Genomic DNA, 23,078 nt, shown 5'->3' with positions numbered 1-23,078 from the left:
AAACAAGATATGGTTCGCAAAAATAGGAATTACTATAGTTAAAACCGTTGCTTTTCTTCAGTATTAAATTCTGTTGATTGTAATATAAACGAACTAACAAAATCCTTGACCGCTTGTGAATTGGTCTTTTCGTAGTGGTTTAAAATGAATGTCCTGTCCTCTTGAATGTTGGATTTATATTTCAGAAACTTGGGAGAATTTTCCTGAATACTTAATCTAAGACACCTTATTTCTATATTGTCGGGTTTTTGCGATACCGCGTACTCCAATAATGTTACGCCGTTTTTAAAGAGGTTTTTTCTTTCTACATTTTCCTTGGTGTATTTTGCCGATAATGCCATAACCGCACCTTTGTAGGCTACCAGAAGTTTGTTGTCCTCCTTGGTTATAGGCTCTAATTTATCCCTTAAGGCAAGGGCTGATTCACGGTTATTGGTGGCCAATTTAAAATCCTTTCGTATCTGGGCAAGATCGGGAGTGAAAAACGACGAGGACATCAGTAATGAGAGAAAACAAAGGTATTTCATTTAGGCCATACTTTTAAAGGTTGCACTAAGTTTAAGGGCAACTGTTTCCCCAAAGGTGGTAGTACTTTTTATTTTTAGTAAACCGTCCAATTCGGAAATGTGGATGTCTATAATAAGTAATGGGTCGGTTTCCGGATTAATAATCGCCATAAACTTCACATTGGAGGCTACGGATAGAAACAAATCCTTTCCAAGACTCCTTTCTGTTAGTTCCTTTATGATTTGTATCATACAAACCCCCGGCATAATAGGCTTTCCTGGAAAATGGCCTTTAAATATTTCGTGCTTGGGATTTAATTTGATTTGGGCGGATAAGCCTTCTTCGCTTTTATTAAAAGCTTCGGTTGTATATAGTCCTTGTATTAACATTTAGGTTACATATTAAATTTATAGGCCAGCCCAATTTGGATGACCCTGTTTAATTGATTTTCCTCAGAATTGCCTCCATACTCCCCAGAGTCATTGAAATCCAGATCGATCAATCCTTGCTTAAACCTCAATTCCAATGCCAAACCAAAATCAAACTCATATCCAATTCCTCCGAACACGGCTATGTCTATAGGAGTAATTTCTAGATTATCGCCATTGTCATTTATTAGATTGATGAAATTATCATCAAAATTAATGTCTAGACTCGGACCTAAATTAAGGTGGAACCCCTGATTCTTACTTACAAAAAATTTATTGGCCAGACCAATGGATACATAATTTATATTTAAGTCTTCCCCATTTCTGAAGCTGGCATTACCTCCCTGATTGGAATAGGCAATTTCTGGTTGCATCGTATAACTATCCGAAAAACGGACAGCTAAAAATAATCCCGCATATATTCCCGTTTTGGTGTCCAGTTCCGAATTTAGTACCCTAGCACTGTTTGCTCCCATTCTTATGCCTAATTGGGATTTACTTTGGGCAAATACGCTGGAGGAAATAATGAAGAAAAGGCTTAATAAGAGTAGTTTATTCATCTTTAAATCGCTTTTAAATCAATAGTTAACTTAATGTTTTTATGCCTAATATTAATTTTCCTGGCATGATTGTTTTCTACTTCTGTAAAAATATAGTCCGATTTTTCTTTTCTCCCTCGAGATTCCAGTATTTGATGCAATTGCTGGTCTGCTGTAAGGTAAAAGTAAGTGTTATTCTTTATCTGGGTCTCCAGGAAAATGGTATCCCCAGGTTTTTCGTATTGGTTCAAAATTTTGGGATTTTCATTGGTCAAAACATGAAAGTCCCGTTTAAGAAGATCAATGAGAATCTTTTTATTCATTTCATCTAGAATAAAATTAATTTTGAATTCGTTTTTGTTAAACGAAAAATCAAATATCTTATTACCCATTTCTGTTGTAAAGACTACCCTATGGTGCTCTTCGCCAAGTTTTTTTACTACAAAAATTCCGCCAAAGGATTTCGTAACAAAATTTATTTTAGCCTTATAGACATAATCCTTGGCCATATCGGAAAAATAAGGATTGGATATGGTGGGGGTTACCCCAATTTTCCTTTCTAAATTATTCTTTTTTGGATAGGAAGCACAAGCCAATAACAATGCTGTTAAGCTAGTTAGTAAATACTTCATTGTCCAATGGTTTGTTGATCAGTCGGTCAGTAAAGACTATTCTAGTGAAATCCTTTGATGGTTCTACCATTTTAACCTCTAGGACATTGGCATTTTCCTTCTCGAAAAATAAAATAAAAGAGGCGATATAGCTTTTTATTTTCTCGTCCCTAGGGATGAAGATGACCTTATAATAATCTGGGCTTTTAAAGTAATCCATGCTAAAATCCGAATCTTGGAACAGGTTGCCTTTTACACTATTGATGATAAGTTCATTAAGTTTTTTGAAAAGAGCACTATTTCCCAGGTCCACATTGCTTTTGGTTCCGGAATCGTTTATTGATAATTTATCGTCCTTGAAAATAACACTGTATTCGAATGGTTTTATATACTCCCATTTTACCATGTTTGGAGCTTTAAACGCCATTTTTCCCTGTGATATGATATCACTGGATAAAAAATCCAGGTGCTTATATTGTGTAAAATTACTTTGGATAGTGTTCGTTGCCTTTGAAGTTCCATTGATCATGGTCTTAAACCTAGCAATTTCTGTATTATCCATGTTGCTTTCCTGGGCTATTAAAGTGGAAACATGGCCAAATAGGACAATTAGAAATAGTACGTTACGCATAGGCTTCAATATCTAGCAATTGGTCTACAGAAACCGATTGCATATTGTTCTGATGTAAAAATAGCAATAACTGTTCCAATACTTCAACTGTTTTTTCACTTGTGTCATGAAGTAGGATGATGTCGCCTTTCTTTAATTTGCTGGTAACACGTTCCAGAATGGCCTTTTTTGATCTTTTGGTGGTGTCCAAAGATCGAATGCTCCAGCCAATTGTTTCAAGGTTCATTTTTTTTACTGCTCTATTTATATTAGGGTTTGTTACCCCAAAGGCGGGTCTATATAATTTTGTATTGAGCCCCGTTAGTTCATGTATAGTTTCATTGGTTTTCTGAAGTTCCAACAATACTTTATTCGTGCTTAAGAATCCAAAGCCATTGGAATGTGTATAAGTGTGGTTCCCTATGGTATGACCTCTTTCAATGATATCCTTTGCAACGCTACCATACTGTCCTACAAGCTGACCCACACAAAAAAAGGATGCCTTTGCATTATATTTTTGTAACAGCTCCAATATTTTTGGTGTAAAATCGGGATGGGGACCGTCATCAAAGGTAATGGCAACCCAATTCATTTGGATTTCCTTATTGAAATGAAGGGCTGGTAGATGATAATTCCAACGGATATGGAAGGAGCCAATAATTGTAAGAGTCGCCCAAATTATGACTATTGGTCCATATGCCCACCACCTAATGGCCCAAAAAAAATCCAATATAAGCAGGGCGGCAAAAGCGAAGGTAAAAAGGCCATTTATAACTGGAAACTTCAACATTGGCGCAGAAGGGTGAAACTATGGTTTTTACCCCTGTATTGATTGTACAGTAAAACAATTCCAAACCCTTTGGATTTAATAGTGTTCAGGCTAATCTCACTTGGTAGGTACTGAGTTTTAAGAATTTTGGCACCCAACCAAAATCCGAAAGAGGATGCCGTGTTGAATTCTCCACTAAGATGTTTGTAATAAACCTGTTGGGTGTTTTTAAAAGGCCCTTCAGTGAGTTCCAAATAATAATTGTCGAAGTTTACGTCTCCATTATTTCCACTAATCAAGACATCTATATCGTCTGCGGAAAGATTATTGTTATTTAAAAATTCCACTAGATTGGTCGTCAGCTCTGATTTAGGTAGGGTATTAAAGGTTTTTACATCCAATAACTGGGCATAGCTGGAATTTTGTTTGTTGTTGGACAATACAAAAAAATTGGCTCCCTCCCCAAAAACAGCTCCTTCGGTGTTGGACTGCAACAGCTTGTTAGTGTTAATTTTTTCAGGTTTTATATGCCGTATTAGTTCGTGAATGGCATTGGTGTGTTCACCCGATTCATCAACACCACCTACAAGTATGTTCTTCGCTTCCTTTAACTTCAATTGCATTAAGGCATCTATAAGGGCGGATTCAAAAGATATGCTGCTATGGACATAGGTAAAATTATATCCTTTACACCCGATACCCAGGGCTATTTGACCCGCAACCGTATTGTGGGTAGACTGTATAAAGGAGGTAGGGGTAAGAAACTGCTCATTGTTGTCCAAAATGGCTGTGACAAATTTTTCAGAATCCCGAACACATCCCATTCCTGTTCCGGTAATAATGGCATCTACATTCAATAGTTTGGCTTCCTCCATAGCTATTTTGGCAGCAACTACGCCCATTTTTATTCCCTTAGCCATTCTCCTTGCAGCCGCTGGCGGGATAAAATCCTTATAGTTGGGTTCTATTGCAGGAATAATATTGTCTTCATAGGTGGTAATTTCCTCCAAAAAATCATTGTTATCAAATGTTCTTTGGGTAGATATGGAACCGATACTGTTAATAAAAACTTTTTCCATTCTTGGTTGAAAATGCCGATTTATATTATAATATCTAAAAAGATCGAGTGGTCTAAATGTAAATATAACAATTCCCTTTTAGGGCCGTTTTGAAAAAATAAGTGTGGAACAATTTCCACCAAACCCTAGGGAATTGGAAAGAACGACGTTCAATACTTTTTCTTTTAACTTAGTTTGAGGGATTAGGGCAAACTCTTTCATTGGAGTTTTAAAATTCAAATTGGGATAAATAATGTTGTTTTGGAGCGATAGTATCGCATATACAGCTTCTATTGCCCCTGCCGCGGCCAAGGTATGTCCGGTATAGGCTTTTGTTGAACTGAATTCGGGAACTTCTTCCCCAAAAACACGGATAATGGCACGACCTTCGGACAAGTCGTTGTTTCCAGTGGCGGTCCCATGGGCATTTATATAATCAATGTCCTTAGGTTCCAGTCCTGCAACGGTAAGCGCTTTCTCCATAGATAGGGTTGCGCCATCACCATTTTCGGAAGATGCAGTTTGGTGAAACGCATCATTGGCATTGCCATATCCTGCCACATATCCCAATACTTTTTTCTTTTCTTTTTTCACCAGCATTTCCGATTCCAGTACTAAATAAGCGGCCGCTTCCCCTAAATTAAGGCCTTTTCTATTTTCGTCAAAAGGTGTATTATGAGTATCGGACAAGATCATTAAGGTTTTAAAACCGTTAATGGTGAATTTGGACAAACAATCGGTCCCTCCAACAATTACCCTATCCAATTGTCCTGTTTTTATTAACCTGGCCCCAAACATTATCGCATTCGCAGCTGAGGAACAAGCTGTACTTATGGTAGTGACCAAACTCTGATCTATGCCCAATTGTTCCGCTATCTTTTCCGTAGAATCCCCAGCGTGGTGTCCTTCTATATATCGCCTATTGTCCTCACTTTCCAAGTAATCGTAATAATATTTTTCCGTCATATCCATGCCTCCTACACTGGTGGAGGAAATAAGACCTGTTCTGTGGGCTTTTATGTCGGTTATTTTGGCATTGGCAATAGCTTCCTTGGCTGCTATAGCCCCCAATAAGGCGGTTCTGGAGTAATTGTTTGGAGCGCTTAATCCCAATTTTGCTTCTAATTCACCGTTGGTGAATTCAATTTCACCTACCATAATACTGTTCTTGTGAAGAGTGTTTATTTTGGAAATTTGGGAAATTCCAGTTCTGCCATCTATAAGTGAACGGTAATTTTCGGCCACATTGTTTCCAATGGCAGATATTATTCCCATTCCCGTTATAGCTACTCCTTTGGACATGTAATTATTATATTTTAGGGTCTAGATTTCTTTGGATGTAACCATTTTCTTTAATAAGTGAATGAACACCTAGGTTTCATATGGTTAAAACAACTTAATCATTTAGTACGATGCTTGGTAATATAATTTGCCATAACTTCAATGGACTCAAATATTTTTTTACCCTCTTTGGGGTCGGTAAGTTTAATTCCATAATCCTTATCCAACATTACTATGAGTTCCAATGCATCAATGGAATCCAGACCCAGGCCGTCACCAAACAAAGAATCGTTATCTGCAATTTCATCAATTGCAATATCCTCCAAGTTTAATTGGGTTATAATTTTTTCCTTTAGTTCTTGTTTTAAATCGCTCATTTTCTTGTGTACAATTTTATTATTTCTTCTTTATTATGTGCAATGCTTCCTTCAGTAGAAACTAAATATAAAAATGCTTCGTAGTCATCTGCGTCACGGTTTATCCATCCGCACAATACTTCATCCGCTTTTCCAGTTTTAATCAAACATGTTGCATAGTCATACAGATATCCCGCATTAAAGTGGTTAAAGATAAAAAAACTATTTTCAGAATATAGCTTGTGTCTAATACTAATCTCTCCAAGGCATATATTGGGCAAGGTATAGACGAAAATGGCGGGACTCGGGAAATAGTTCTCTTTGTCAACTATAGAATTTTGGTGCTTCCTATCTGTTTCCAGACTAGACGCACTATTGGAAAATGCCAAGGCAATATTCTTTGGTCTTTCTGAATCTGAGGATATTGGTTTGAGTAAAATATCAGCAGCCAAAAAACCAAGTTTACTCAGGTCGTCCATTTTAAAAAACTTTGGATAGTTGGTATCCAACTTTTTATAGGCCAGTTTTATAAACGAGCTAAAATCGGTCTCCTGGTTTTCAAAGATCAACTGCTCGTTCAACATTACCTTGTTGTTGAAAATACTGCAATATTCCTTTATTTTAAGTTGTTCGACTTTCATGATTGTACTTTTTTAAATACGGCAGCAGTATTGCAGCCCCCAAAACCGGAGGCAGTCTTTAAAAAGTAATCTAAATTCTTGGTGGTAGTTTCTGTAATAACGTTGATGGGCTGGGATACTCCCAACTCAGTAAACCCCAAAGAGGAATACAGGGTACTGTGATAAAGGGAATGCATGCCAATAATGGTTTCCAAAAGACCGGACCCTCCCAGTGTATGTCCAAAATAACCTTTAAGACTATTTAATGGAACGGTATCCAGACCTAATCTGTTCAAGGCTATTGCCTCCATTTCATCATTGAAAGTGGTTGCGGTGCCATGGGCAGATATATAATCCATGTCCTGAGGGCCTACCTTTGCTTCTTTAAAGGCTGATTGAATGCTGCGATATAGCCCTTCCCCGGTTCTAGAGGGGCCGGAAATATGATTGGCGTCATTACAGGAGGCTTCGCCCAATACCTCTACGGCCTCAGGCACTAAATTGTCATGATCTTTGCTAACCAGTACACTGACGGCCACTTCCCCAATATTAATTCCGGACCTTTGCTTGCAATAGGGTTTGCAGGGTAAGGAACTCATGGCTTGGAAGGAATTAAAACCGGAAAGAATAAAATTGGAAACCACATCACTAGCAATAATAAAAACTTGATCAAATGTCCCCTGGGCAATAAACCTCTTAGCAATTGAAACGGCCAATACTCCTGAAACACAGGCATTGGAAAGCACAATAGGTTCAGTGGTAAATCCAAAATAGTTTTTGACAATATGTCCTAAAGTTCCCAAATAGGCTCTTTCCGGGGGCATAGGGTGCTTTGGGTCCAAGGTATCTATATTTCCTTTGGTAGTGGATAATATTAAGCCAACCCTATCTGTTAATTTTACCCCGGATTCTTTAAGTGTTTTGTCCAAGGAAATAATCATTATTTGCTCCAAGCGCGTATAATCATCATTGGACCCCAATGATTCAAAGGCCTCTTTTATTAAATTGGAATTGATAACTGAAGCGTAAAAAGGGGTAGGGAATAAGTTTTCATCCTCAATTAATGTGATCCCCGAAACCCCCTTACGGATATTTTCGACTACGGTTGGACTATTGAACCCCAAGGATGAAACAATATTGTTATATGAGAGATAGATCTTATTCATTCAATAATCCAACTTTAAGTTTCCATTCCAGAAAAAATGCAGGCATTGTCAGGTATAATCCGCCTTCGTCTTCCACAAAAACCTGTACCGTTTCCCCAGTGCATACCAATTTATTTTGAGGATCGTAGATTTCGTATTTAAATATCATTTTTGCGGCTGGGGAATCTACAAAAATGGTTTTAATAGTGGCAACATCACCATAGCGCAAAGGAAGTTTGTGCTCACAGCGGGATTTAACAATGGGGGTGGAATAGCCCGCTGCTTTTTGATCGAGATAAGAAATTCCATGATGGCGACCAAAGGCCTCCCTGCCGTCCTCAAAATATTGGATATAATTTCCATGCCATACAATGCCCAAAGGGTCTGTTTCCGCAAAGCGAACCCTAATTTCACTGGTAAAGCTAATTTCCGATTTGTTATTAGACAGCATTTTTTCTTTCATTATAAAAAATAGAAATTGCGGTGGTTACGACAAAGAATAAAAATAATAAGCTTAGTTCAGGTACAAGATCAATTATGCCCACATCTCTTAAAAAAACATCATAAAAGGCATTTAATCCCCAATTCATGGGAGATAAATTTGATAATGTCTGCATAAACTTAGGCATAATAAAGACAGGAACCCAAACACCTCCCAAAGCAGCCAATATAACTACAAAAGTGGCTCCGAAGGGAGCGGATTGCTCTTGGGTCTTTGCTACCGTTCCCAAAAGCAAACCAAGTCCAATGGCCGCAAGTCCTGCAAAAATAGCGACTAGGAACAATTGTGGTATTTTCCCTGAAACATCGAGGCTTGGAAGACCTAGGATTGGGAAAAGATAAACCCCTATCCCCAACATAAGTCCAAATTGAATAAGACATACGGACAGGTAAACCAAGGTTTTTCCTCCCAATACGGTTAAATAAGAAACAGGATTGGTCCTTAAGCGAACAAAGGTGCCTTGGCTTTTTTCCTTGACCATATTGATGGACAAGGGGACAATGATAAAAAATATGGCGAATAATGTCCAGGCCGGTACATTGTGTTGCACAGAATTGGGAATTATTTCATTTTCCCCAATTCTAGGAGTTATTTCTTTAAAGGTGATAAAACTTTCGGTATCAAATATTGCTTCGGTTTCATCATCTGTAATTTGGGATTGAAAGGCCTTGTAAATAGTCTGGGTCTCTATTTTAAAGATCATCTTGTCTATCCCATTCTTTATGGAATTTTTAAAGGCCATCTGGGTTGCTGGGTCAAAGTAAAGTATCACCTCCTTTTTTTTCAAATCCATCTTTTCTGACTCCGGCATATCTTCGTCCAAACCAAATTTGGACAGCAACCCTTCCACATTTAAATTTACTTTTTTTTCCAGTTCCGAACTAAGGTTGGGTGGAATTACAATAGCCAATTGGTACTTTCCCTTGAACACAAGTTCTTTGGCTTCATTGTCTGTTTCTTTCCCAATAATATTAAAGGAATTGGACTCGGCCAGACCATCGTAAATATTTTTGGAAACCTCCCCTTTATCATAATCTACCCAAAGGATGGGTATTTTGTTGTCATTGATGGACCTAAAGGTACTGTCCTGGATTAAGGTGATGGTGACGACCAATATCAATGGCATCACAAATAAGATGGCCAACCCCCCAAGATCTCTGGATAGGAGCAGTAATTCCTTATATGTGGAGGCCCATAGTTTATGCATGGTCTCTTAGGGCTTTTCCGGTTAGGGTCAAAAAAACATCTTCAAGATTATGTGATTCCGGGTACCGGGAAATGAGATCTTTAGGAGCCCCTTCCACAATAATCTTTCCGTGGTCTATTATAGCCACCTTGGTACAAAATTGTTCTGCTTCGTTCAAATGATGGGATGTGTAAACAATTGTGGTGCCAAGGGTGTTCAATTTTTTTAGATGATCTATTATTACATTTTTGGATTGTACGTCCACACCAACTGTGGGTTCGTCCAAGAATAAAACCTTGGGATCATGTAGGATACTGGCAATTAAGTTAATACGGCGTTTCATTCCGCCAGAAAAGGTGTCCAATTTTTTGCGTGAAAATTTCTCAAGACCCAAAACCTCCAAATGAAAATTGATCTTTTCTTTTAATTGCTCCCCCTTTAGACCATACATACTACCTAGGTAATACAAATTTTCATAAGCGGTTAGGGTAGGGTAGAGCGCATATTCCTGGGGTACGATGCCAATTAGTTGTCTAAGTTGGTTTCCATTCTTTTGATAGGTAAATCCATTAATGGAAAAATGGCCCGCTGTGGGTTTTATCAAGGAACTTAACATGGAAATTAGTGTTGTTTTCCCTGCCCCGTTTGGTCCTAAAAGCCCATAAATCTCACCCTCGTTTATCTTTAGGTTAAGGTCCAATACCGAATATTCTTCGGCATTTTTATATTTTTTGGAGAGTTGGGATATTAGGATCATTGTTACCTTATATAGCCTTTTTTAGTTTTTTGAAAAATACTTCCTCTTTGTTGGCAAGGTTTTCCAGAAGTGTAGCCACATGGTCGTAATGGTCTACAGCTCCTGAATTGCTTCTATTTTTGTATATACGCGATGCCTCCACAGCAAAATCGCGCCATTGGTCTCCGATCAAGGTCATTTCTTTGGAAAGCTCCAAAAGTTTATTATTTTCAAGTAATTTCCCGGCTTCTTGCAAAAATGCAGCGTAAATATATCGAAACCCGCCACCTCCGGTGCCTATTTCTTCCTGCATACGTACTATTTGTCCCAAATAATGATTGGCGGTTTTAATTCCTTTGGACTTTGGCCATTTACGAATTAGTTTGGCAATTTTCCGTATTCCTTTTACCCCAACAATTGGGACCGGCGCCAGCATATCCCTACAGGTGTGCTTTATACCTTTGATGATTGCTTCTTCAAGCTTTAGCTTTTTAGGGAAGGCGGTAGGGTAGTATATGTGTCCCTTGGGGGCAAAGGTTCCTTTTGCAAATCTTACTTTTTCCAGTTCTTTTTCGGTAAGTGAGGTAACGGTTTCCATTACGGGGTCACTTATTAAATAAATACCATCCCTTTTGCCGTAGACGACCATGTTGTGGGCGTTAAAATGAAAGCGATATTCATCGGGAAAGTAGGGTAGGTTAAAAACGCCAACCTGCAGTCCTACCGGATTGTTTCTTTCCAAGTTTTCATCCAATCTGGTCTTAGCTGTTTGAGCATTACTAAATTTTTCGCGCTTAATTTTAATTCCTACACGTTTGGCAAATCTTGTAAAGATAATTCCGGGCATTGCCCTGTATGAAACTACAGGTGCATGATTTACTTTTAAAAAAGGGATATAGCTGAACAAAAGCCCAGATCCTATTCCAAAGACCATAGGTTCACTTACCGTAAATCCATTATGTGTCATTAGGTTGGCTACTACACCATTTTCGCAATGTGCGGCTTGCTTGTGTTTAAAATCTATTTCCATTGTTTAGAGGTCGGTGCGTTGTAGCTCATCGATCGTGATATCGAAGACTTCAGCATATTTTTGCAATGTTTTTTTATTTAGTTTTTTAAATATGGCAGGTCGAAAATGTCTTTTAACCCTCCACTTCCAGATCCCAACATAACTAGCTAGGATTGGGAGGTCCATTTTATGGAGTTCCATATAGTATTCCAAGGGGCTCACTTTTTGATCTTTTACCCGTTGTTTTGAATCGGAAATGCGCTCATTTATAGCTTCGATTGCATTGTTCAACGCAATGGTCTTTGGGTCCCACCCGGTACTTAATTCAGTGGTGTATTCCCCATTTTCATCAACGGCATAACACAGTTCCTTGAAATTGGCCGACTCTAGATTGCTTTTGTCCTGTGGTACCTCATTTTTTTTCATCCCCTAGGTCTTTATAATTTATAGGCCTAAAATTATTGGCTTACAAAGTAATTTTTACAATTTTCTATTTGATCGATACATCAACTTAAACTTCCTGAATAAGAAAATTTAAAATACAATCTGCCACTAATACTTCGTCTGTATAAATTTTGCAATCCATAGTGCAAATGCTAAAATTTCCCGAACTGTAATTGGATACTAGTTTGGCTTTGGTTATTAGGGTGTCCCCCAGCTTGGGTAATAAAAGAATGTTGGCCTTTTTAATACCGCTTATATAACCAATAACGCTATTGCCTTCCCCTTCAAGGTCATCCGCGGCAAAAAAATCCTGGCCAACTATTGCGGAACATGATTGGGCCGCATTTTCAATAATCCCCGATTCTGTAAACCTATTGTTTTTTACAAAGATACAATCTTCGGTAACTTTAAATTCGGTAGTCACCCTTTCCTTATCTAGGTTAATTATTTTTGTGACCATGAGCATAGGTGCTCTGTGGGGCAAAAACTTATGTATATCTATATGTGAAGGTGTTGTATTCAATTAGTTTGCCAATACGGTTTTCATTTCACTGTTTGCTATAATTTTGTCATTGCAGGTAACTTGGATCTGTACTAATGTAACACCCATAATTTCATGTAGAATTGTGACCGTTGTAACAAGTTCCTGATCTGGGTTTGGCAATTCCAGTATTTCGGCCAATTTAATGGCTCCGATATAGCCTGTTGGGGCCTGCTCATTTCTTAGAAAATATTGGTATCCAGTATGAAGGGCAACGGACTGTGCCATGTGTTCAATAAGTCCGGCAGCCATAAATCTATTATTGTCCACAAACAAATTTGTCCTGGGTGGGGTAAAACCAGTAATTACTTTTTCGCAGGAATAGTGAAAGAGCTTATCTACCATAATAAAGGGTGCCTTTTGGGGAATAAGATTTTCAATTAACCCTCTATCGATTATCGTTTGTTTTAATAGGTTCATTTAAGAGACCGTTAGGTATGCATATGCGTAGGAAAACCTAGCGCTTTCCGGTACGTGTAACAATATTTTATCGCCTTTTTTTAGTTTTCCGGAGCTTACCAATTCCTCTAACATTACAAAAATTGAAGCTGCACCAACATTGCCTACCTTGGTCAAATTCATGAACCATTTCTCCCAAGGCACTTCTACTCCTTGTCGTTTTAATTCCTCGTATAAATTTTCCTTAAAGTAATATGAGGAGATATGGGGCAAATAATAGTCAAAATCGGCCGTTGTGATTTGGTGTTTTTCCATGGCCAATTTGAGACTATCGACACCTTTTCCCAATATGTTTTCACCCAATAATTTAACGTCCTGTTTCATGGCAAAAAGGGATTTCTTTGCCCATTCCGAAGCGGGGTATTCGCTCCAAGGTTTTAAATGGCCATTTTCCAATTTATCGGCACCGGCATACATACATGTTTCCATTTCATGTGCATAGGAATATCCTTCCATCCACTCAATTTTTAGTGCTGCGCCCTTTGGCTCACTTTCCAGCAATACAGCTCCAGATCCATCGGATAGCATCCAACGCAAAAATTCCTTATTAAAGGCCAATATAGGGTTGTCTTCCAGCTCTTTTAAGTGTTCCACCTCATTTTCAAAAATATCCGATTTCATCCAAGTCGAGGTTCTTTCAGATCCGGTGCATACTGCATTGGATACTTGCCCAGCCTTAATGGCCAAGAAGCCATATTTTAAGGCATTCATTCCAGAGCAGCAGGCTCCTGAAGGGGAATTTACCTCTAAATTTACATTTTTCAAAAAGCCGTGAACCATTGAAGCATGTGATGGCAAAATTTGGTCGGGACTACTAGTGCCACAAGAAAGAAGTTCAATATCCTTGGTTGTAAAAGTGTCGTCACATAAAAGCTCAATGGCCTCTTTGGTCAGTTGGGCATTATTATGGGTAATGTTGCCATGATCGTCTATAGCGTAATATCTGGTCTTAATTTGATTGTTGCGTAAGACGATTCGTCTAGCTTTAGAGTTCTTACCATTAATGACACCCAATTTCTCCTCCATTTGTTCATTGTCAATAGGATTATTTGGTAAGAACTTGGCTATTCTGGTAATATAAACGTCTTTCATTAATTGTTCTTTAAACTAACGGATGAATAGTATGCTTTATCCCTTTTAATTTTACTGTACCTGGGAATGTAAGTCGCCAAAAATACAATAAAAACTATTGGAGCTATCGCCCAGATTGCAAATAACAAATAATATTTGAACAATACCAGTAATTTTTTCCGTTTCGGATTACCTGTAGGTCCTTTCTTAATTATGAGGTTGGCCCATTTGGTAAATAAAACATTCCCCCTTATATCGGTCTGGATCAACAAGGGTTTTACCTTAACTGCATCCAACTTTAATAAATCGTTCTGTAAGTTGGTATAATCATTGCTTATTAATGATTTGTTGATAGGATTACCAAATTTTTTAGAGGATTTAATATCCTCGTCGGACACCCCTGGTTTTGGGAAAATCCCCAAATATTTGGTTTTTTTCCCTCCTAACATCCAATGTACTATGGTTATTACGCTGATATGATTTATATGGCGGTCCACTAAGGCTATATTACCCACCAGTTGTGCATTGCATGCAACTAGCAAACGTTTCATTTTTTCCTGTGCCATTAACCACATATTCCTGCATGCTATTAACGTAACTACAGGTGTTTTGTCAAGGATTTTTTTTGCATAATCGGATTTTAGAAAGGAGTTTATTGGTATGGAAGGAGTTAAGTACCAGACCTGGTATCCTAGAATTACGAGGTCATATTTCTTTTCAAGTATATCTGACTTTGGAGGATGAAGTTTACAGGGTATCTGCAAAAAGGATTCAGGAAACGCATCATAGAACTCATCCTGTTTCCAAGGAAATTTATAATCGTTTTCGGGATGTATCCTGTAATAGGTGATGTTGACCTTTTCGCTGTCTAGGGAAGATGCTAAATTTTGTACAATATCCAATAATTGCCCGGATTGGGAATAATAAATTATAAGAACTTCTTTCATGGGTAATCTATTACTCTTTTTATTAATGCCGTCAGGATTGCCACTTGACCAAAAGCCAAAGGACTATTTCCTGGACTTTGAATATAATCTATATTTTGCTTTTATTTGTTTAGGCCCGGGTTTAATTTAAATCTAAATATTGGATCTAAAATTTAGGTCTTAACTACCTTAGTTTTTTGAATTCCAAAAATCAAAATAGTTAAACCACTGGAATGGATATTGTTTTATGATCCATTCCATACTTTCAATATAATTGGCCAATAATCCTTGGGCATCGCGCTTCTTAAAGTTTGCTTTTCTAGCGTAAAGATGATAGTGCTTGTTGGTCTCCTTCATTACATATACAAAAAGGACCGGCACGTTTAATCTAGATCCCAATAAAAAAGGACCTGATGGAAATTGTGCCTTTTCACCTAAAATAGTTGCGGACATTAACTTGGCCGATGTAGCATATCTATCCCCGGTCATGCAAATAATTTCATTTTTGGCCAAAGCGGCATTCATTTCGAAGATGTGGGAAAGATCTTCCTTAAGGATAATAAATTTGGTTTTGGATTTTTTAATATACTGATCAAGGTATTCCTTTATGGCCTTGTGCTCCACATCTGTTGTCAATAGATTAATTGTAGCATTTCCTTCCAATTCGTCCAGGAAAAATTCGGCTATTTCGAAGTTTCCCAAATGGGCACTGATCAATATCCCCCCTTTTTTATTTGCCAAGGTTTGGTTCAAATTTTCTATTCCATCAAAATGATAGGTAAACTTATTTCTAAGTCCCGAAGAAATGGCCACTTTGTCCAAAATGGTCTGCCCAAATACATAGTAGCTTTTGTAAATGGCAAAAATACTTTTTAAGGTACTGTATTTAAGTCTTTTGTTGAAGTAATAATAGCTTGCCCTAGTACTTGAGGCCGCAAAAAAACAAAAATAGAACGCCACAAAATAAAGTATAAAATAGGCGGATCTCAACCCTAGCCTTTTTATACAAAATACAAAAATCTTATATCCTAAAACAGAACCCCTGGACTTTCCTTTCCATTGATTTGATATTTGCTTATCCAATACGCAAGGTTTTAAAGGAATATACCAGTTTTGCGACTATATTTTAGTTTAATTTTTGCTCAATAAGGTCGTAAAAATCTTGTAATGTAATTACATTTATGAAATCTTCTCCCATCAATTTCACACTAAAGTTTGATTCGATGGCCACTACTAAATCAACAAAATCCAAGCTGTCCAATTCAAGTGTTTTCTTTAAATTGGCCAATGGGGTAATATCATCTGCATCAACTTCAAATTCATCTATAAGAAAGTTGTTTATTTTATCAATAATTACTTCTTTATTCATTTTTAATCTTTCACTTTTTTTATTAGCAATGCTGAATTTGTACCTCCAAATCCAAAAGAATTCGACAAAAATACATCAATTTTTTTATCCAGTGTTTTTCTTACCAGATTTAATTTGGCGGCATCCGCGTCAGGGTTTTCAAGATTTATATTGGGAGCAATAAAGGAATGCTCCATCATTAACATGGAATAGACAATTTCACTGGCACCTGCCATCCAACATTCGTGTCCTGTCATGGATTTTGTAGAACTAACACAGGGGCCTTCTTTTCCAAATACAGCAAATATGGCCTTAGCTTCATTGGAATCACCTACCGGAGTAGATGTGGCATGGGCATTTACATAATCTATTTCACTGGGTTTAATATTGGCTTGGTCAATGGCTTTTTTCATAGCTATTGTTGGGCCATCTACATTTGGTGTAGAGATATGGTCTCCGTTGGAGGAAAATCCGTACCCTATAATTTCGCCTAAAATAGGAGCATTCCTTTTTTTAGCGGATTCATAGCTTTCAACTATAAGTGATGCTGCACCACCACTTGGGACAAGTCCGTCCCTACTTTGGTCAAAGGGGCGTGAGGCGGTCTCTGGCTTAACATCGTTGACCGAAAATACGCCAAGGCCATCAAAACTGCCCATTGCCAATTCATTGATTTCTTGGGTGCCGCCACATATAATACAATCTTGAAGTCCACTCTTGATCAATTGATAGGCTATGCCAATGGCATGTGATCCGCTTGCGCAAGCTGCACTAACTGTGAAATTGATGCCTCTTAATTTGAAAATGGTGGAAAGGTTCATTGTAACAGACGAATTCATGGCCTTAAATATGGCACCTGAACCAACCAAAGTTGTATCTTTTTTCTCCCTTAATTTATCTATGGATTCTACCACGGATTTAGCCGTACTATCGTTTCCATATAGTACACCTACTTCATTTTGGTCAATATATTCTTGGGTTAATCCTGCATTTTTTAGAGCCTCCAATGTAGCCACGTATGCGTATGCACCTTCCTCCCCCATACTTAAGCGTTGTCTTCTGGACAATAGATCCTTAAGGTCTGGTTCTTCCACCATTCCAGTTAAACAGGAACGATATCCAAATTCCTTTCTCTTTTCATCAAAAACAATTCCTGACTTTCCATTGTACAGAGACTCTTTGACTTCATCCAGGTTTTTGCCCAAACAAGAATATATTCCCATACCTGTAATTACCACCCTGCTCATCTTTCCTCGTTCTATTTTAAGAATAAATTCCTCCGTTAATATTAATGACCTCCCCCGTAATATAAGATGCTTTTTTAGATGCCAAAAATGAAACTAAATGGGCCACTTCCTCTGCTTTGCCAAAGCGGTTCAGAGGGATCATTTTTTTAAGCTCTTTCTCATCCAATTCGCCCGTCATATCTGTACTTATAAAACCTGGTGCCACGGCATTGACCGTAATGTTTCTTTTTGCTATTTCCTGAGCCAAGGCTTTGGTAGCCGCTATTATCCCCCCTTTTGCAGCGGAATAATTGGTTTGCCCAGGAGTCCCTTTAAGGCCTGATACGGAAACCATATTAATGATCCTCCCGTATTTATGCACCAATAATTTTTGGATCAAATAATTGGTGACATTGAAAAAACCATTTAGACTTGTGTTGATGACATTGTTCCATTCTTCTGGTTTCATCCACATGAACAGGCCGTCTTTGGTAATACCGGCATTGTTTACAATTACTTCTATAATAGCCTCCTTGTTGTCCTCATGCCATTTATCCAATTTACCTTTTACATCTTCCGAATCGCCAACATTAAATTGTATAAGTTCCGCACTCCCTCCGGTTTTTTCTATTTCATTTAAGGTTTCCTGTGCTGCGGATTCATTGGACTGGTAATTAATAAGAATCTTATACTCGGTATCTAGTGCTAGCTGTAGGCATATGGCTTTTCCAATTCCTCTTGATCCTCCGGTTACCAGTGCAAATTTCTTTTTTTCGCTCATTTATCTAATTAGTGTGATTTAATTCTTTACGTCATCGAATATCTCGGCATTCTCGTACCATTTATTGCCTAGAACTTCTCCTTTAGCATTTAAAAATCCCCATTCTTTGTTGTATTTTACTCTGGCGAGTCCGTTAATGAACCCCTTTTCCAAATTCTTTTTAAAGATGGAAAATGATAAGCCTGCCGTGATATCATATTCAGGTTGAATTACCCACTTTCCACTCTTATCTATAAAACCCCATTTCTTATCTTTTGCAGGAGCTAATCCGTTGGCCGAAAAAACTTCTGCATCCTTAAAGCTGAATTCTATGACCTTTTCTCCTTTCTCGTTGATGTATCCCCAGTTTTTGTTCATAAAGACCGGTGCCAACCCTTGGCTAAAATCCCTTGCTTTTTCATAAGTAGGAGCAATGATCCACTCTCCCTGGTTGTTGATGAAGCCCATTAATTTATTGCTCCTGGCGTATGTTAGATCGGATTTGTCCGTGAATTCCCAAATCTTATCGGCATTTTTTACCTGTTTAAAGCTGCCATTGGAAACTATACCAAAAGATTCCTGTTTTTTTACCCAGACCCCTTTACTATTATAATCACCAATTTCCTGGTTTTCAATGGGGATATAAATCTCGCCCTTTTGGTTGATCATACCCCAAAGTTCACCTTTTCGAGCCTTGGCATATCCATCTATAAAGGGTTTTATTTCATCAAAATCCGGTTCCGCTATCAGTTTTCCATCTGTGCCCAGAAGACCTATCTTTTCACCACTTTTAAAAAAAGCTACCCCGTTGTCAAAATCGTAATATTTATCAGAAACCGGCGTTTCCACCACTTCACCCGAAACATTGATATAGTTCCATTGATCGCCTTTGTTTACCAAGGCCAGCCCGGAATTAAATTCCTTTACATGTTCGTATTCAGGTTGAATTGCCCATTCCCCTGCAGTATTTATATAACCCCATTTGTCGCCCGTTGATGCAGCCGCGCGCTCATTGGTAAAGTTGTCCGCTTTCTTAAATTGTGGCTTAATCGCATACTCGCCAGAGGTGTTAATATACCCAAACATGCCATTTTCCCTAACTAGTGCATATTCCTGGGCATAAAAATTGCCGAACATTAAAAAAAGTGCAACTGAAAATGTAATTTTTGTTTTCATCTGAGATTTTTTTTAAATTAAAACGTTCAATATCATTAATTGCCAAGCTAGGACTTGGTAAGTTTAAAATAATCCTAGACCACTATTAATTTAGCGATTATTTTACATATATAACTTCTCTAACTCAAAATTTTAATTAAGTTGCTTACAAGCGTAAGTTTCTACTTCAACGTTCTGAATAAAGCTTTTAACACTATTTACATAAGGATACATGGGAACGTCTTTGTCGGAAATTACAGGAACCAAATTTCTAATATCGTCGTACAATTTTCTTGTTCTCGATGATACTTTATCCTGCACCTTAAGATACTCAATCGCCTGTACTATGGTTATAGTCTCAATGGCAATGACTTCAAAAGTATTTTCAATGACTTTTTTGGTAATGTTGGCAGCATTGGTACCCATACTAACAATATCCTGATTGTCGTTGTTGTTCGGGATACTATGCACGTACATGGAATTGGACAACATTTGGTTTTCCGCAGTGGTAGAGGTAGCGGTAAACTGTACACCCTGCATTCCAAAATTTAAACCAAGTTGACCAAGATTTACAAATGGGGGAAGAATATTATTAAGATTGGGGTTTAATAGGTAGTTTAATTGTCTTTCAGCGAGCATGCTCATTTTGGTGACAATTAATTTTAGCTTGTCCATTTCAAGGGAAACGTAATCTCCATGAAAATTTCCTCCGTGGTAGACATGTCCTTTTTCAACATCCACAATGGGATTATCGTTGGCGGAATTGACCTCTTCGATAAGGATTTTTTCCACGTTGTTCAAAGTGTCAAGGACTGGCCCTAAAATCTGTGGTACGCATCTCAAGGAATAGTATTCCTGAACCTTTTCTTCAAAAATTGACACTTCATTATTGCCGTTGTACAAATGGTGCTCCCTTTTTCGGGTAAGCGTACTATCCTTTAAATGATTTCTCATGGATTTGGCAATCTGCTGTTGACCTTTATGTTTCTTGGATTGATTAAGCTCCAATGATAAATGATCATCATAGGCCTCTACAATTTCATTGATGGCAGAAGAACAGCATATCATCCAATCCAGTAATTTTCTGGTATTAATGGTATTGATCAGGCCGATTCCGGTCATTACAGATGTGCCATTGATAAGCGCCAAGCCCTCTCTTAAGGAAACGGTAATGGGCTTTAGGTTTTCAATTTTAAAAACTTCCTCTGTAGGTCTTCTTTCTCCTTCGTAAAAAACTTCACCTTCCCCAATAAGAACTAGGGCAATATGAGCCAATTGGACTAAATCCCCACTGGCCCCAACACCACCATGCTCAAAAATTATAGGGGTAATATTCTTATTGATGAGGGAAGTCATTAACTCGATTACTGAAATATGCACCCCTGAATGGCCTAGGCTCAAGGTGTTTAATCTCGCCAACATGGCGGCCTTCACGTATTTGGTAGGGATTAAATTGCCTGTCCCTGAAGCGTGACTCCTTATTAGATTGTACTGTAATTGAATACGGTCGGAATCTTTTATCTTGTACTGTGCCATTGGTCCAAAACCTGTATTTACACCGTAAATAATTTTGTTTTGGGAGAATTGGCTTAAAAAATTAAAACTGTTTTCAACGGTTGCTAAAACGTCTTTATTAATTAGAATAGATTCTTCCTTAAAAATTATTTGATAGAAATCTTCTATTCCCAACTTTCCTTTAAGAGTCAACATGTATATAAATTCAATATTTAAAAAGTAAATTGAATAACAATTAATAAAAATAGTTATTTTGGATTGCAAATGTATGATATTTAACCAATCAATATTTTAAAAATAATGAATCAGCGTTTTGTCGAAGTCTTAGTAATAGGTGCAGGGCCGTCTGGTTGCGTTGCAGCGGCTTATTTACACAATCAGGGAATTAAGGTCCAGGTGGTTGAAAAAAGTGTTTTCCCGAGGTTTGTAATTGGAGAAAGTCTTTTGCCGCGATGTATGGATCATTTTGAAGAAGTGGGACTATTGGAAGGATTGAATGCCTTTGGTTTTGAAAAAAAGTTTGGAGCCCGATTTATAAAAGGGGATAAAATTTGTGAATTTGATTTTAGTAAGAAACATACTGAAGGTTGGGATTGGACATGGCAAGTGCCGCGAGCGGATTTTGACAAGGTATTGGTAGATGAGTTGACCAAGAAGGGAGCGGATGTCTCCTTTGGACATGAGGTTGTGGATGTTTCAATAGAAGAAAATGGGGAATCGGTGACCACCATAAAGGATGAAAACGGTGTACCATACCAGGTTAAAGCCAAATATATTATAGATTCCAGTGGATATGGGAGGGTATTGCCAAGATTGTTGGATCTCGACAAGCCCTCTGTACTGCCCAATCATTCTTCTATTTTTACCCATGTAGTGGATGTAAATCGCCCAGAGGGTAGGGAAGGAACCCTAATTACTTTTGATGTGGTGGAGACCGAGGTTTGGTTATGGGTCATTCCATTTTCAAATGGAAAAACAAGTATTGGTTATGTAGGTCCTACTGAATTTTTAGAATCCTTTGAAGGAAGTAATGCCGAAAAATTGACTCAATTGTTGGAATTGTCCACCTATTATTATGAACGTTTTAAAGGAGTGAAATATTTGTTTGAACCTGTTTTGATAAAGAACTATTCCAAATCGGTAAAACAACTTTATGGAAAAGGGTATGTCCTAACAGGCAATAGTGCCGAATTTTTGGACCCTGTTTTTTCTTCTGGAGTAACTTTTGCTACGGAATCGGCCTTGTTGGGAGCAAAACTGATTGCCAAGAAGCTTAATGAAGAACCAGTAGATTGGGAGACAGAATATTCCGATTATATTAAGGAAGGGGTAAACGTATTTTCTTCCTATGTTAAGGAGTGGTATAGCGGTAATCTACAGACCTTATTTTTCCACCAACCAGAAAATCCTGAAGTAAAAAGTCAAATTTGTTCTGTTTTGGCGGGTTATGTTTGGGATAAGACCAATCCCTTTGTAACAAAGCACAATAGACTTATAAGAACGGTAGCACATATTATTGAACTTGAAAAACAAAAAAGTGAATGATATTGTCATTCACTTTTTTGTAGCACTCCTTAAAGGTTGGCCTAGAATCCTTTTTTCAGAATTAATTTAGCAAATGATTTTCCGGTTTTGGCATAACCTTCGCCCAATCGATCTTCATTACTAAATGAACTTCCCCATTGGTCTCCAGGTGCATTTTCACTGGAAACCTCCAACAATATATTAGCTTTATTATTGGTTTCAACGAACTTTAATAAGGTGCTAACCTTTGCCGGTTGCTTCATGACACCGGCATCCCAACCTGGATAAACCCATACCGTTTCCACAATAAGGGTATATTGGGCCTCTGATAAATTCTCGTTAAAGAAAACATTGTGGTCCTCATAGAGGTATCTATTCATTAATTCCAAAAATTTTGGGGCATAGATCAATTCCCTACTCGCATACCAGCTTTTTTCCCAAGATGTACCTTTTCCACGTGTTTTGTCTTCCAATTCTGCAGAATGCTCTTTTACGTATTCGTCATTTGAAAGATTCTTCTTCAACAGTTTCATATTGTCATAGACAAATTCTACGTTTATTTCCTTCTGACCCTTGATAAAATTAAAATCTCCTTGTTTTACTTTTAGCTTTTGGCCAAAACAGAATAAGGTTGACAAAAATACTAGAGCAATGATTAAATAAATTTTCATAAATAAATAATTAGTGGTTATACCTTCAAAAGTATAAGAATTATACTTTAGGAAGGCTGCCTTGAAATTAATTTTTCGTTA

The 23,078-nt window shown here is 37.7% G+C and carries 28 protein-coding genes; 1 reads left to right on the top strand and 27 read right to left on the bottom strand.

All coding sequences use genetic code 11. The features are described from left to right. Window positions 1-38: 38 nt before the first annotated feature. The 26 genes from CWD91_RS07250 to CWD91_RS07125 form a co-directional block, all read right to left on the bottom strand. Entirely contained in the window at window positions 39-527 is a 489-nt protein-coding gene (locus tag CWD91_RS07250) for a hypothetical protein (protein WP_157943744.1), read from the bottom strand. Continuing rightward, complete coding sequence (locus tag CWD91_RS07245; RefSeq protein WP_103440301.1) at window positions 528-896, bottom strand: hotdog family protein; 369 nt, start codon at window positions 894-896, stop codon at window positions 528-530. A 5-nt stretch (window positions 897-901) separates the two neighbouring features. Then, the gene (locus tag CWD91_RS07240; RefSeq protein WP_103440300.1) at window positions 902-1,495 is read right to left on the bottom strand and encodes a porin family protein; all 594 of its coding nucleotides are present in this window, start codon (window positions 1,493-1,495) and stop codon (window positions 902-904) included. A 2-nt stretch (window positions 1,496-1,497) separates the two neighbouring features. Further along, window positions 1,498-2,106, bottom strand: coding sequence for a hypothetical protein (locus CWD91_RS07235; protein WP_103440299.1), 609 nt, complete (start codon window positions 2,104-2,106; stop codon window positions 1,498-1,500). Then, the gene (locus CWD91_RS07230) at window positions 2,087-2,716 is read right to left on the bottom strand and encodes an outer membrane lipoprotein carrier protein LolA (RefSeq protein ID WP_103440298.1); all 630 of its coding nucleotides are present in this window, start codon (window positions 2,714-2,716) and stop codon (window positions 2,087-2,089) included. Before CWD91_RS07230 ends, CWD91_RS07235 begins: the two co-directional genes overlap by 20 nt. Further along, window positions 2,709-3,287: a polysaccharide deacetylase family protein gene (locus CWD91_RS07225; RefSeq protein ID WP_239985684.1), complete on the bottom strand. Its 579-nt coding sequence runs from the start codon at window positions 3,285-3,287 to the stop codon at window positions 2,709-2,711. Before CWD91_RS07225 ends, CWD91_RS07230 begins: the two co-directional genes overlap by 8 nt. A 191-nt stretch (window positions 3,288-3,478) precedes the next feature. After that, window positions 3,479-4,543, bottom strand: coding sequence for a beta-ketoacyl synthase N-terminal-like domain-containing protein (locus CWD91_RS07220; RefSeq protein ID WP_103440296.1), 1,065 nt, complete (start codon window positions 4,541-4,543; stop codon window positions 3,479-3,481). A gap of 78 nt (window positions 4,544-4,621) precedes the next feature. After that, window positions 4,622-5,824 carry a beta-ketoacyl-[acyl-carrier-protein] synthase family protein gene (locus tag CWD91_RS07215; RefSeq protein ID WP_103440295.1) on the bottom strand — a complete coding sequence of 401 codons (1,203 nt, stop codon included), beginning with the start codon at window positions 5,822-5,824 and terminating at the stop codon, window positions 4,622-4,624. 98 nt (window positions 5,825-5,922) lie between these two features. Further along, the gene (locus tag CWD91_RS07210) at window positions 5,923-6,180 is read right to left on the bottom strand and encodes a phosphopantetheine-binding protein (RefSeq protein WP_103440294.1); all 258 of its coding nucleotides are present in this window, start codon (window positions 6,178-6,180) and stop codon (window positions 5,923-5,925) included. Further along, on the bottom strand, window positions 6,177-6,800 hold the full coding sequence (locus CWD91_RS07205; protein WP_103440293.1) for a 3-oxoacyl-ACP synthase: 624 nt from the start codon (window positions 6,798-6,800) through the stop codon (window positions 6,177-6,179). Before CWD91_RS07205 ends, CWD91_RS07210 begins: the two co-directional genes overlap by 4 nt. Further along, a complete protein-coding gene (locus tag CWD91_RS07200) occupies window positions 6,797-7,945 on the bottom strand; it encodes a beta-ketoacyl-[acyl-carrier-protein] synthase family protein (protein WP_103440292.1) in 1,149 nt (382 codons plus the stop codon). Before CWD91_RS07200 ends, CWD91_RS07205 begins: the two co-directional genes overlap by 4 nt. After that, window positions 7,938-8,375 (bottom strand): acyl-CoA thioesterase, encoded by a 438-nt coding sequence (locus tag CWD91_RS07195; RefSeq protein WP_239985682.1) that lies wholly within the window; start codon window positions 8,373-8,375, stop codon window positions 7,938-7,940. Before CWD91_RS07195 ends, CWD91_RS07200 begins: the two co-directional genes overlap by 8 nt. Beyond that, window positions 8,365-9,633 (bottom strand): ABC transporter permease, encoded by a 1,269-nt coding sequence (locus tag CWD91_RS07190; RefSeq protein ID WP_103440290.1) that lies wholly within the window; start codon window positions 9,631-9,633, stop codon window positions 8,365-8,367. Before CWD91_RS07190 ends, CWD91_RS07195 begins: the two co-directional genes overlap by 11 nt. Beyond that, entirely contained in the window at window positions 9,626-10,369 is a 744-nt protein-coding gene (locus CWD91_RS07185; protein ID WP_103440289.1) for an ABC transporter ATP-binding protein, read from the bottom strand. Before CWD91_RS07185 ends, CWD91_RS07190 begins: the two co-directional genes overlap by 8 nt. Window positions 10,370-10,376: 7 nt before the next feature. Next, a complete protein-coding gene (locus CWD91_RS07180) occupies window positions 10,377-11,378 on the bottom strand; it encodes a BtrH N-terminal domain-containing protein (protein ID WP_103440288.1) in 1,002 nt (333 codons plus the stop codon). Window positions 11,379-11,381: 3 nt separating this feature from the next. Next, window positions 11,382-11,783, bottom strand: a complete 402-nt coding sequence (locus CWD91_RS07175; RefSeq protein ID WP_103440287.1) for a hypothetical protein — start codon at window positions 11,781-11,783, stop codon at window positions 11,382-11,384. An 85-nt stretch (window positions 11,784-11,868) separates the two neighbouring features. Continuing rightward, the gene (locus tag CWD91_RS07170) at window positions 11,869-12,261 is read right to left on the bottom strand and encodes an ABC transporter permease (RefSeq protein WP_239985681.1); all 393 of its coding nucleotides are present in this window, start codon (window positions 12,259-12,261) and stop codon (window positions 11,869-11,871) included. A 63-nt stretch (window positions 12,262-12,324) separates the two neighbouring features. Continuing rightward, window positions 12,325-12,762 carry a hypothetical protein gene (locus CWD91_RS07165; RefSeq protein WP_103440285.1) on the bottom strand — a complete coding sequence of 146 codons (438 nt, stop codon included), beginning with the start codon at window positions 12,760-12,762 and terminating at the stop codon, window positions 12,325-12,327. Further along, a complete protein-coding gene (locus CWD91_RS07160; RefSeq protein ID WP_103440284.1) occupies window positions 12,763-13,893 on the bottom strand; it encodes a beta-ketoacyl-ACP synthase III in 1,131 nt (376 codons plus the stop codon). Then, on the bottom strand, window positions 13,893-14,819 hold the full coding sequence (locus CWD91_RS07155) for an NADPH-dependent FMN reductase family protein (RefSeq protein ID WP_103440283.1): 927 nt from the start codon (window positions 14,817-14,819) through the stop codon (window positions 13,893-13,895). The genes CWD91_RS07160 and CWD91_RS07155 overlap by 1 nt, the downstream gene beginning before the upstream one ends. Window positions 14,820-14,987: 168 nt before the next feature. Further along, window positions 14,988-15,869, bottom strand: coding sequence for an LpxL/LpxP family acyltransferase (locus CWD91_RS07150; RefSeq protein WP_103440521.1), 882 nt, complete (start codon window positions 15,867-15,869; stop codon window positions 14,988-14,990). Window positions 15,870-15,924: 55 nt separating this feature from the next. Next, on the bottom strand, window positions 15,925-16,167 hold the full coding sequence (locus tag CWD91_RS07145) for a phosphopantetheine-binding protein (RefSeq protein ID WP_103440282.1): 243 nt from the start codon (window positions 16,165-16,167) through the stop codon (window positions 15,925-15,927). A 2-nt stretch (window positions 16,168-16,169) separates the two neighbouring features. Beyond that, the gene (locus CWD91_RS07140; RefSeq protein WP_103440281.1) at window positions 16,170-17,393 is read right to left on the bottom strand and encodes a beta-ketoacyl-[acyl-carrier-protein] synthase family protein; all 1,224 of its coding nucleotides are present in this window, start codon (window positions 17,391-17,393) and stop codon (window positions 16,170-16,172) included. Between the two features lie 16 nt (window positions 17,394-17,409). After that, complete coding sequence (gene fabG, locus CWD91_RS07135) at window positions 17,410-18,153, bottom strand: 3-oxoacyl-ACP reductase FabG (RefSeq protein ID WP_103440280.1); 744 nt, start codon at window positions 18,151-18,153, stop codon at window positions 17,410-17,412. A gap of 18 nt (window positions 18,154-18,171) precedes the next feature. Then, the gene (locus tag CWD91_RS07130) at window positions 18,172-19,308 is read right to left on the bottom strand and encodes a WG repeat-containing protein (RefSeq protein ID WP_103440279.1); all 1,137 of its coding nucleotides are present in this window, start codon (window positions 19,306-19,308) and stop codon (window positions 18,172-18,174) included. Between the two features lie 132 nt (window positions 19,309-19,440). Next, a complete protein-coding gene (locus CWD91_RS07125) occupies window positions 19,441-20,997 on the bottom strand; it encodes an HAL/PAL/TAL family ammonia-lyase (RefSeq protein ID WP_103440278.1) in 1,557 nt (518 codons plus the stop codon). A 105-nt stretch (window positions 20,998-21,102) separates the two neighbouring features. Between CWD91_RS07125 and CWD91_RS07120 the strand changes: the two genes are divergently transcribed. Continuing rightward, window positions 21,103-22,347, top strand: coding sequence for an NAD(P)/FAD-dependent oxidoreductase (locus CWD91_RS07120; protein ID WP_103440277.1), 1,245 nt, complete (start codon window positions 21,103-21,105; stop codon window positions 22,345-22,347). 41 nt (window positions 22,348-22,388) lie between these two features. Here CWD91_RS07120 and CWD91_RS07115 read toward each other — a convergent pair whose 3' ends face one another. Then, window positions 22,389-22,997 (bottom strand): hypothetical protein, encoded by a 609-nt coding sequence (locus CWD91_RS07115; RefSeq protein WP_103440276.1) that lies wholly within the window; start codon window positions 22,995-22,997, stop codon window positions 22,389-22,391. Between the last annotated feature and the right edge of the window lie 81 nt (window positions 22,998-23,078).

Origin of the sequence: Arenibacter hampyeongensis (genome assembly GCF_002909255.1) — a bacterium.
GTDB lineage: Bacteria > Bacteroidota > Bacteroidia > Flavobacteriales > Flavobacteriaceae > Arenibacter > Arenibacter hampyeongensis.
The sequence above is the reverse complement of the archived record's forward strand: the minus strand, read 5'-3'. Positions and strand labels throughout refer to the sequence as shown.

Bases quoted from the DNA above. Each gene is read 5' to 3' on its own strand.
- CWD91_RS07250 (WP_157943744.1), bottom strand. From the start codon at position 527: ATGAAATACCTTTGTTTTCTCTCATTACTGATGTCCTCGTCGTTTTTC.
- CWD91_RS07245 (WP_103440301.1), bottom strand. From the start codon at position 896: ATGTTAATACAAGGACTATATACAACCGAAGCTTTTAATAAAAGCGAA.
- CWD91_RS07240 (WP_103440300.1), bottom strand. From the start codon at position 1,495: ATGAATAAACTACTCTTATTAAGCCTTTTCTTCATTATTTCCTCCAGC.
- CWD91_RS07235 (WP_103440299.1), bottom strand. From the start codon at position 2,106: ATGAAGTATTTACTAACTAGCTTAACAGCATTGTTATTGGCTTGTGCT.
- CWD91_RS07230 (WP_103440298.1), bottom strand. From the start codon at position 2,716: ATGCGTAACGTACTATTTCTAATTGTCCTATTTGGCCATGTTTCCACT.
- CWD91_RS07225 (WP_239985684.1), bottom strand. From the start codon at position 3,287: ATGAATTGGGTTGCCATTACCTTTGATGACGGTCCCCATCCCGATTTT.
- CWD91_RS07220 (WP_103440296.1), bottom strand. From the start codon at position 4,543: ATGGAAAAAGTTTTTATTAACAGTATCGGTTCCATATCTACCCAAAGA.
- CWD91_RS07215 (WP_103440295.1), bottom strand. From the start codon at position 5,824: ATGTCCAAAGGAGTAGCTATAACGGGAATGGGAATAATATCTGCCATT.
- CWD91_RS07210 (WP_103440294.1), bottom strand. From the start codon at position 6,180: ATGAGCGATTTAAAACAAGAACTAAAGGAAAAAATTATAACCCAATTA.
- CWD91_RS07205 (WP_103440293.1), bottom strand. From the start codon at position 6,800: ATGAAAGTCGAACAACTTAAAATAAAGGAATATTGCAGTATTTTCAAC.
- CWD91_RS07200 (WP_103440292.1), bottom strand. From the start codon at position 7,945: ATGAATAAGATCTATCTCTCATATAACAATATTGTTTCATCCTTGGGG.
- CWD91_RS07195 (WP_239985682.1), bottom strand. From the start codon at position 8,375: ATGCTGTCTAATAACAAATCGGAAATTAGCTTTACCAGTGAAATTAGG.
- CWD91_RS07190 (WP_103440290.1), bottom strand. From the start codon at position 9,633: ATGCATAAACTATGGGCCTCCACATATAAGGAATTACTGCTCCTATCC.
- CWD91_RS07185 (WP_103440289.1), bottom strand. From the start codon at position 10,369: ATGATCCTAATATCCCAACTCTCCAAAAAATATAAAAATGCCGAAGAA.
- CWD91_RS07180 (WP_103440288.1), bottom strand. From the start codon at position 11,378: ATGGAAATAGATTTTAAACACAAGCAAGCCGCACATTGCGAAAATGGT.
- CWD91_RS07175 (WP_103440287.1), bottom strand. From the start codon at position 11,783: ATGAAAAAAAATGAGGTACCACAGGACAAAAGCAATCTAGAGTCGGCC.
- CWD91_RS07170 (WP_239985681.1), bottom strand. From the start codon at position 12,261: ATGGTCACAAAAATAATTAACCTAGATAAGGAAAGGGTGACTACCGAA.
- CWD91_RS07165 (WP_103440285.1), bottom strand. From the start codon at position 12,762: ATGAACCTATTAAAACAAACGATAATCGATAGAGGGTTAATTGAAAAT.
- CWD91_RS07160 (WP_103440284.1), bottom strand. From the start codon at position 13,893: ATGAAAGACGTTTATATTACCAGAATAGCCAAGTTCTTACCAAATAAT.
- CWD91_RS07155 (WP_103440283.1), bottom strand. From the start codon at position 14,819: ATGAAAGAAGTTCTTATAATTTATTATTCCCAATCCGGGCAATTATTG.
- CWD91_RS07145 (WP_103440282.1), bottom strand. From the start codon at position 16,167: ATGAATAAAGAAGTAATTATTGATAAAATAAACAACTTTCTTATAGAT.
- CWD91_RS07140 (WP_103440281.1), bottom strand. From the start codon at position 17,393: ATGAGCAGGGTGGTAATTACAGGTATGGGAATATATTCTTGTTTGGGC.
- fabG (WP_103440280.1), bottom strand. From the start codon at position 18,153: ATGAGCGAAAAAAAGAAATTTGCACTGGTAACCGGAGGATCAAGAGGA.
- CWD91_RS07130 (WP_103440279.1), bottom strand. From the start codon at position 19,308: ATGAAAACAAAAATTACATTTTCAGTTGCACTTTTTTTAATGTTCGGC.
- CWD91_RS07125 (WP_103440278.1), bottom strand. From the start codon at position 20,997: ATGTTGACTCTTAAAGGAAAGTTGGGAATAGAAGATTTCTATCAAATA.
- CWD91_RS07120 (WP_103440277.1), top strand. From the start codon at position 21,103: ATGAATCAGCGTTTTGTCGAAGTCTTAGTAATAGGTGCAGGGCCGTCT.
- CWD91_RS07115 (WP_103440276.1), bottom strand. From the start codon at position 22,997: ATGAAAATTTATTTAATCATTGCTCTAGTATTTTTGTCAACCTTATTC.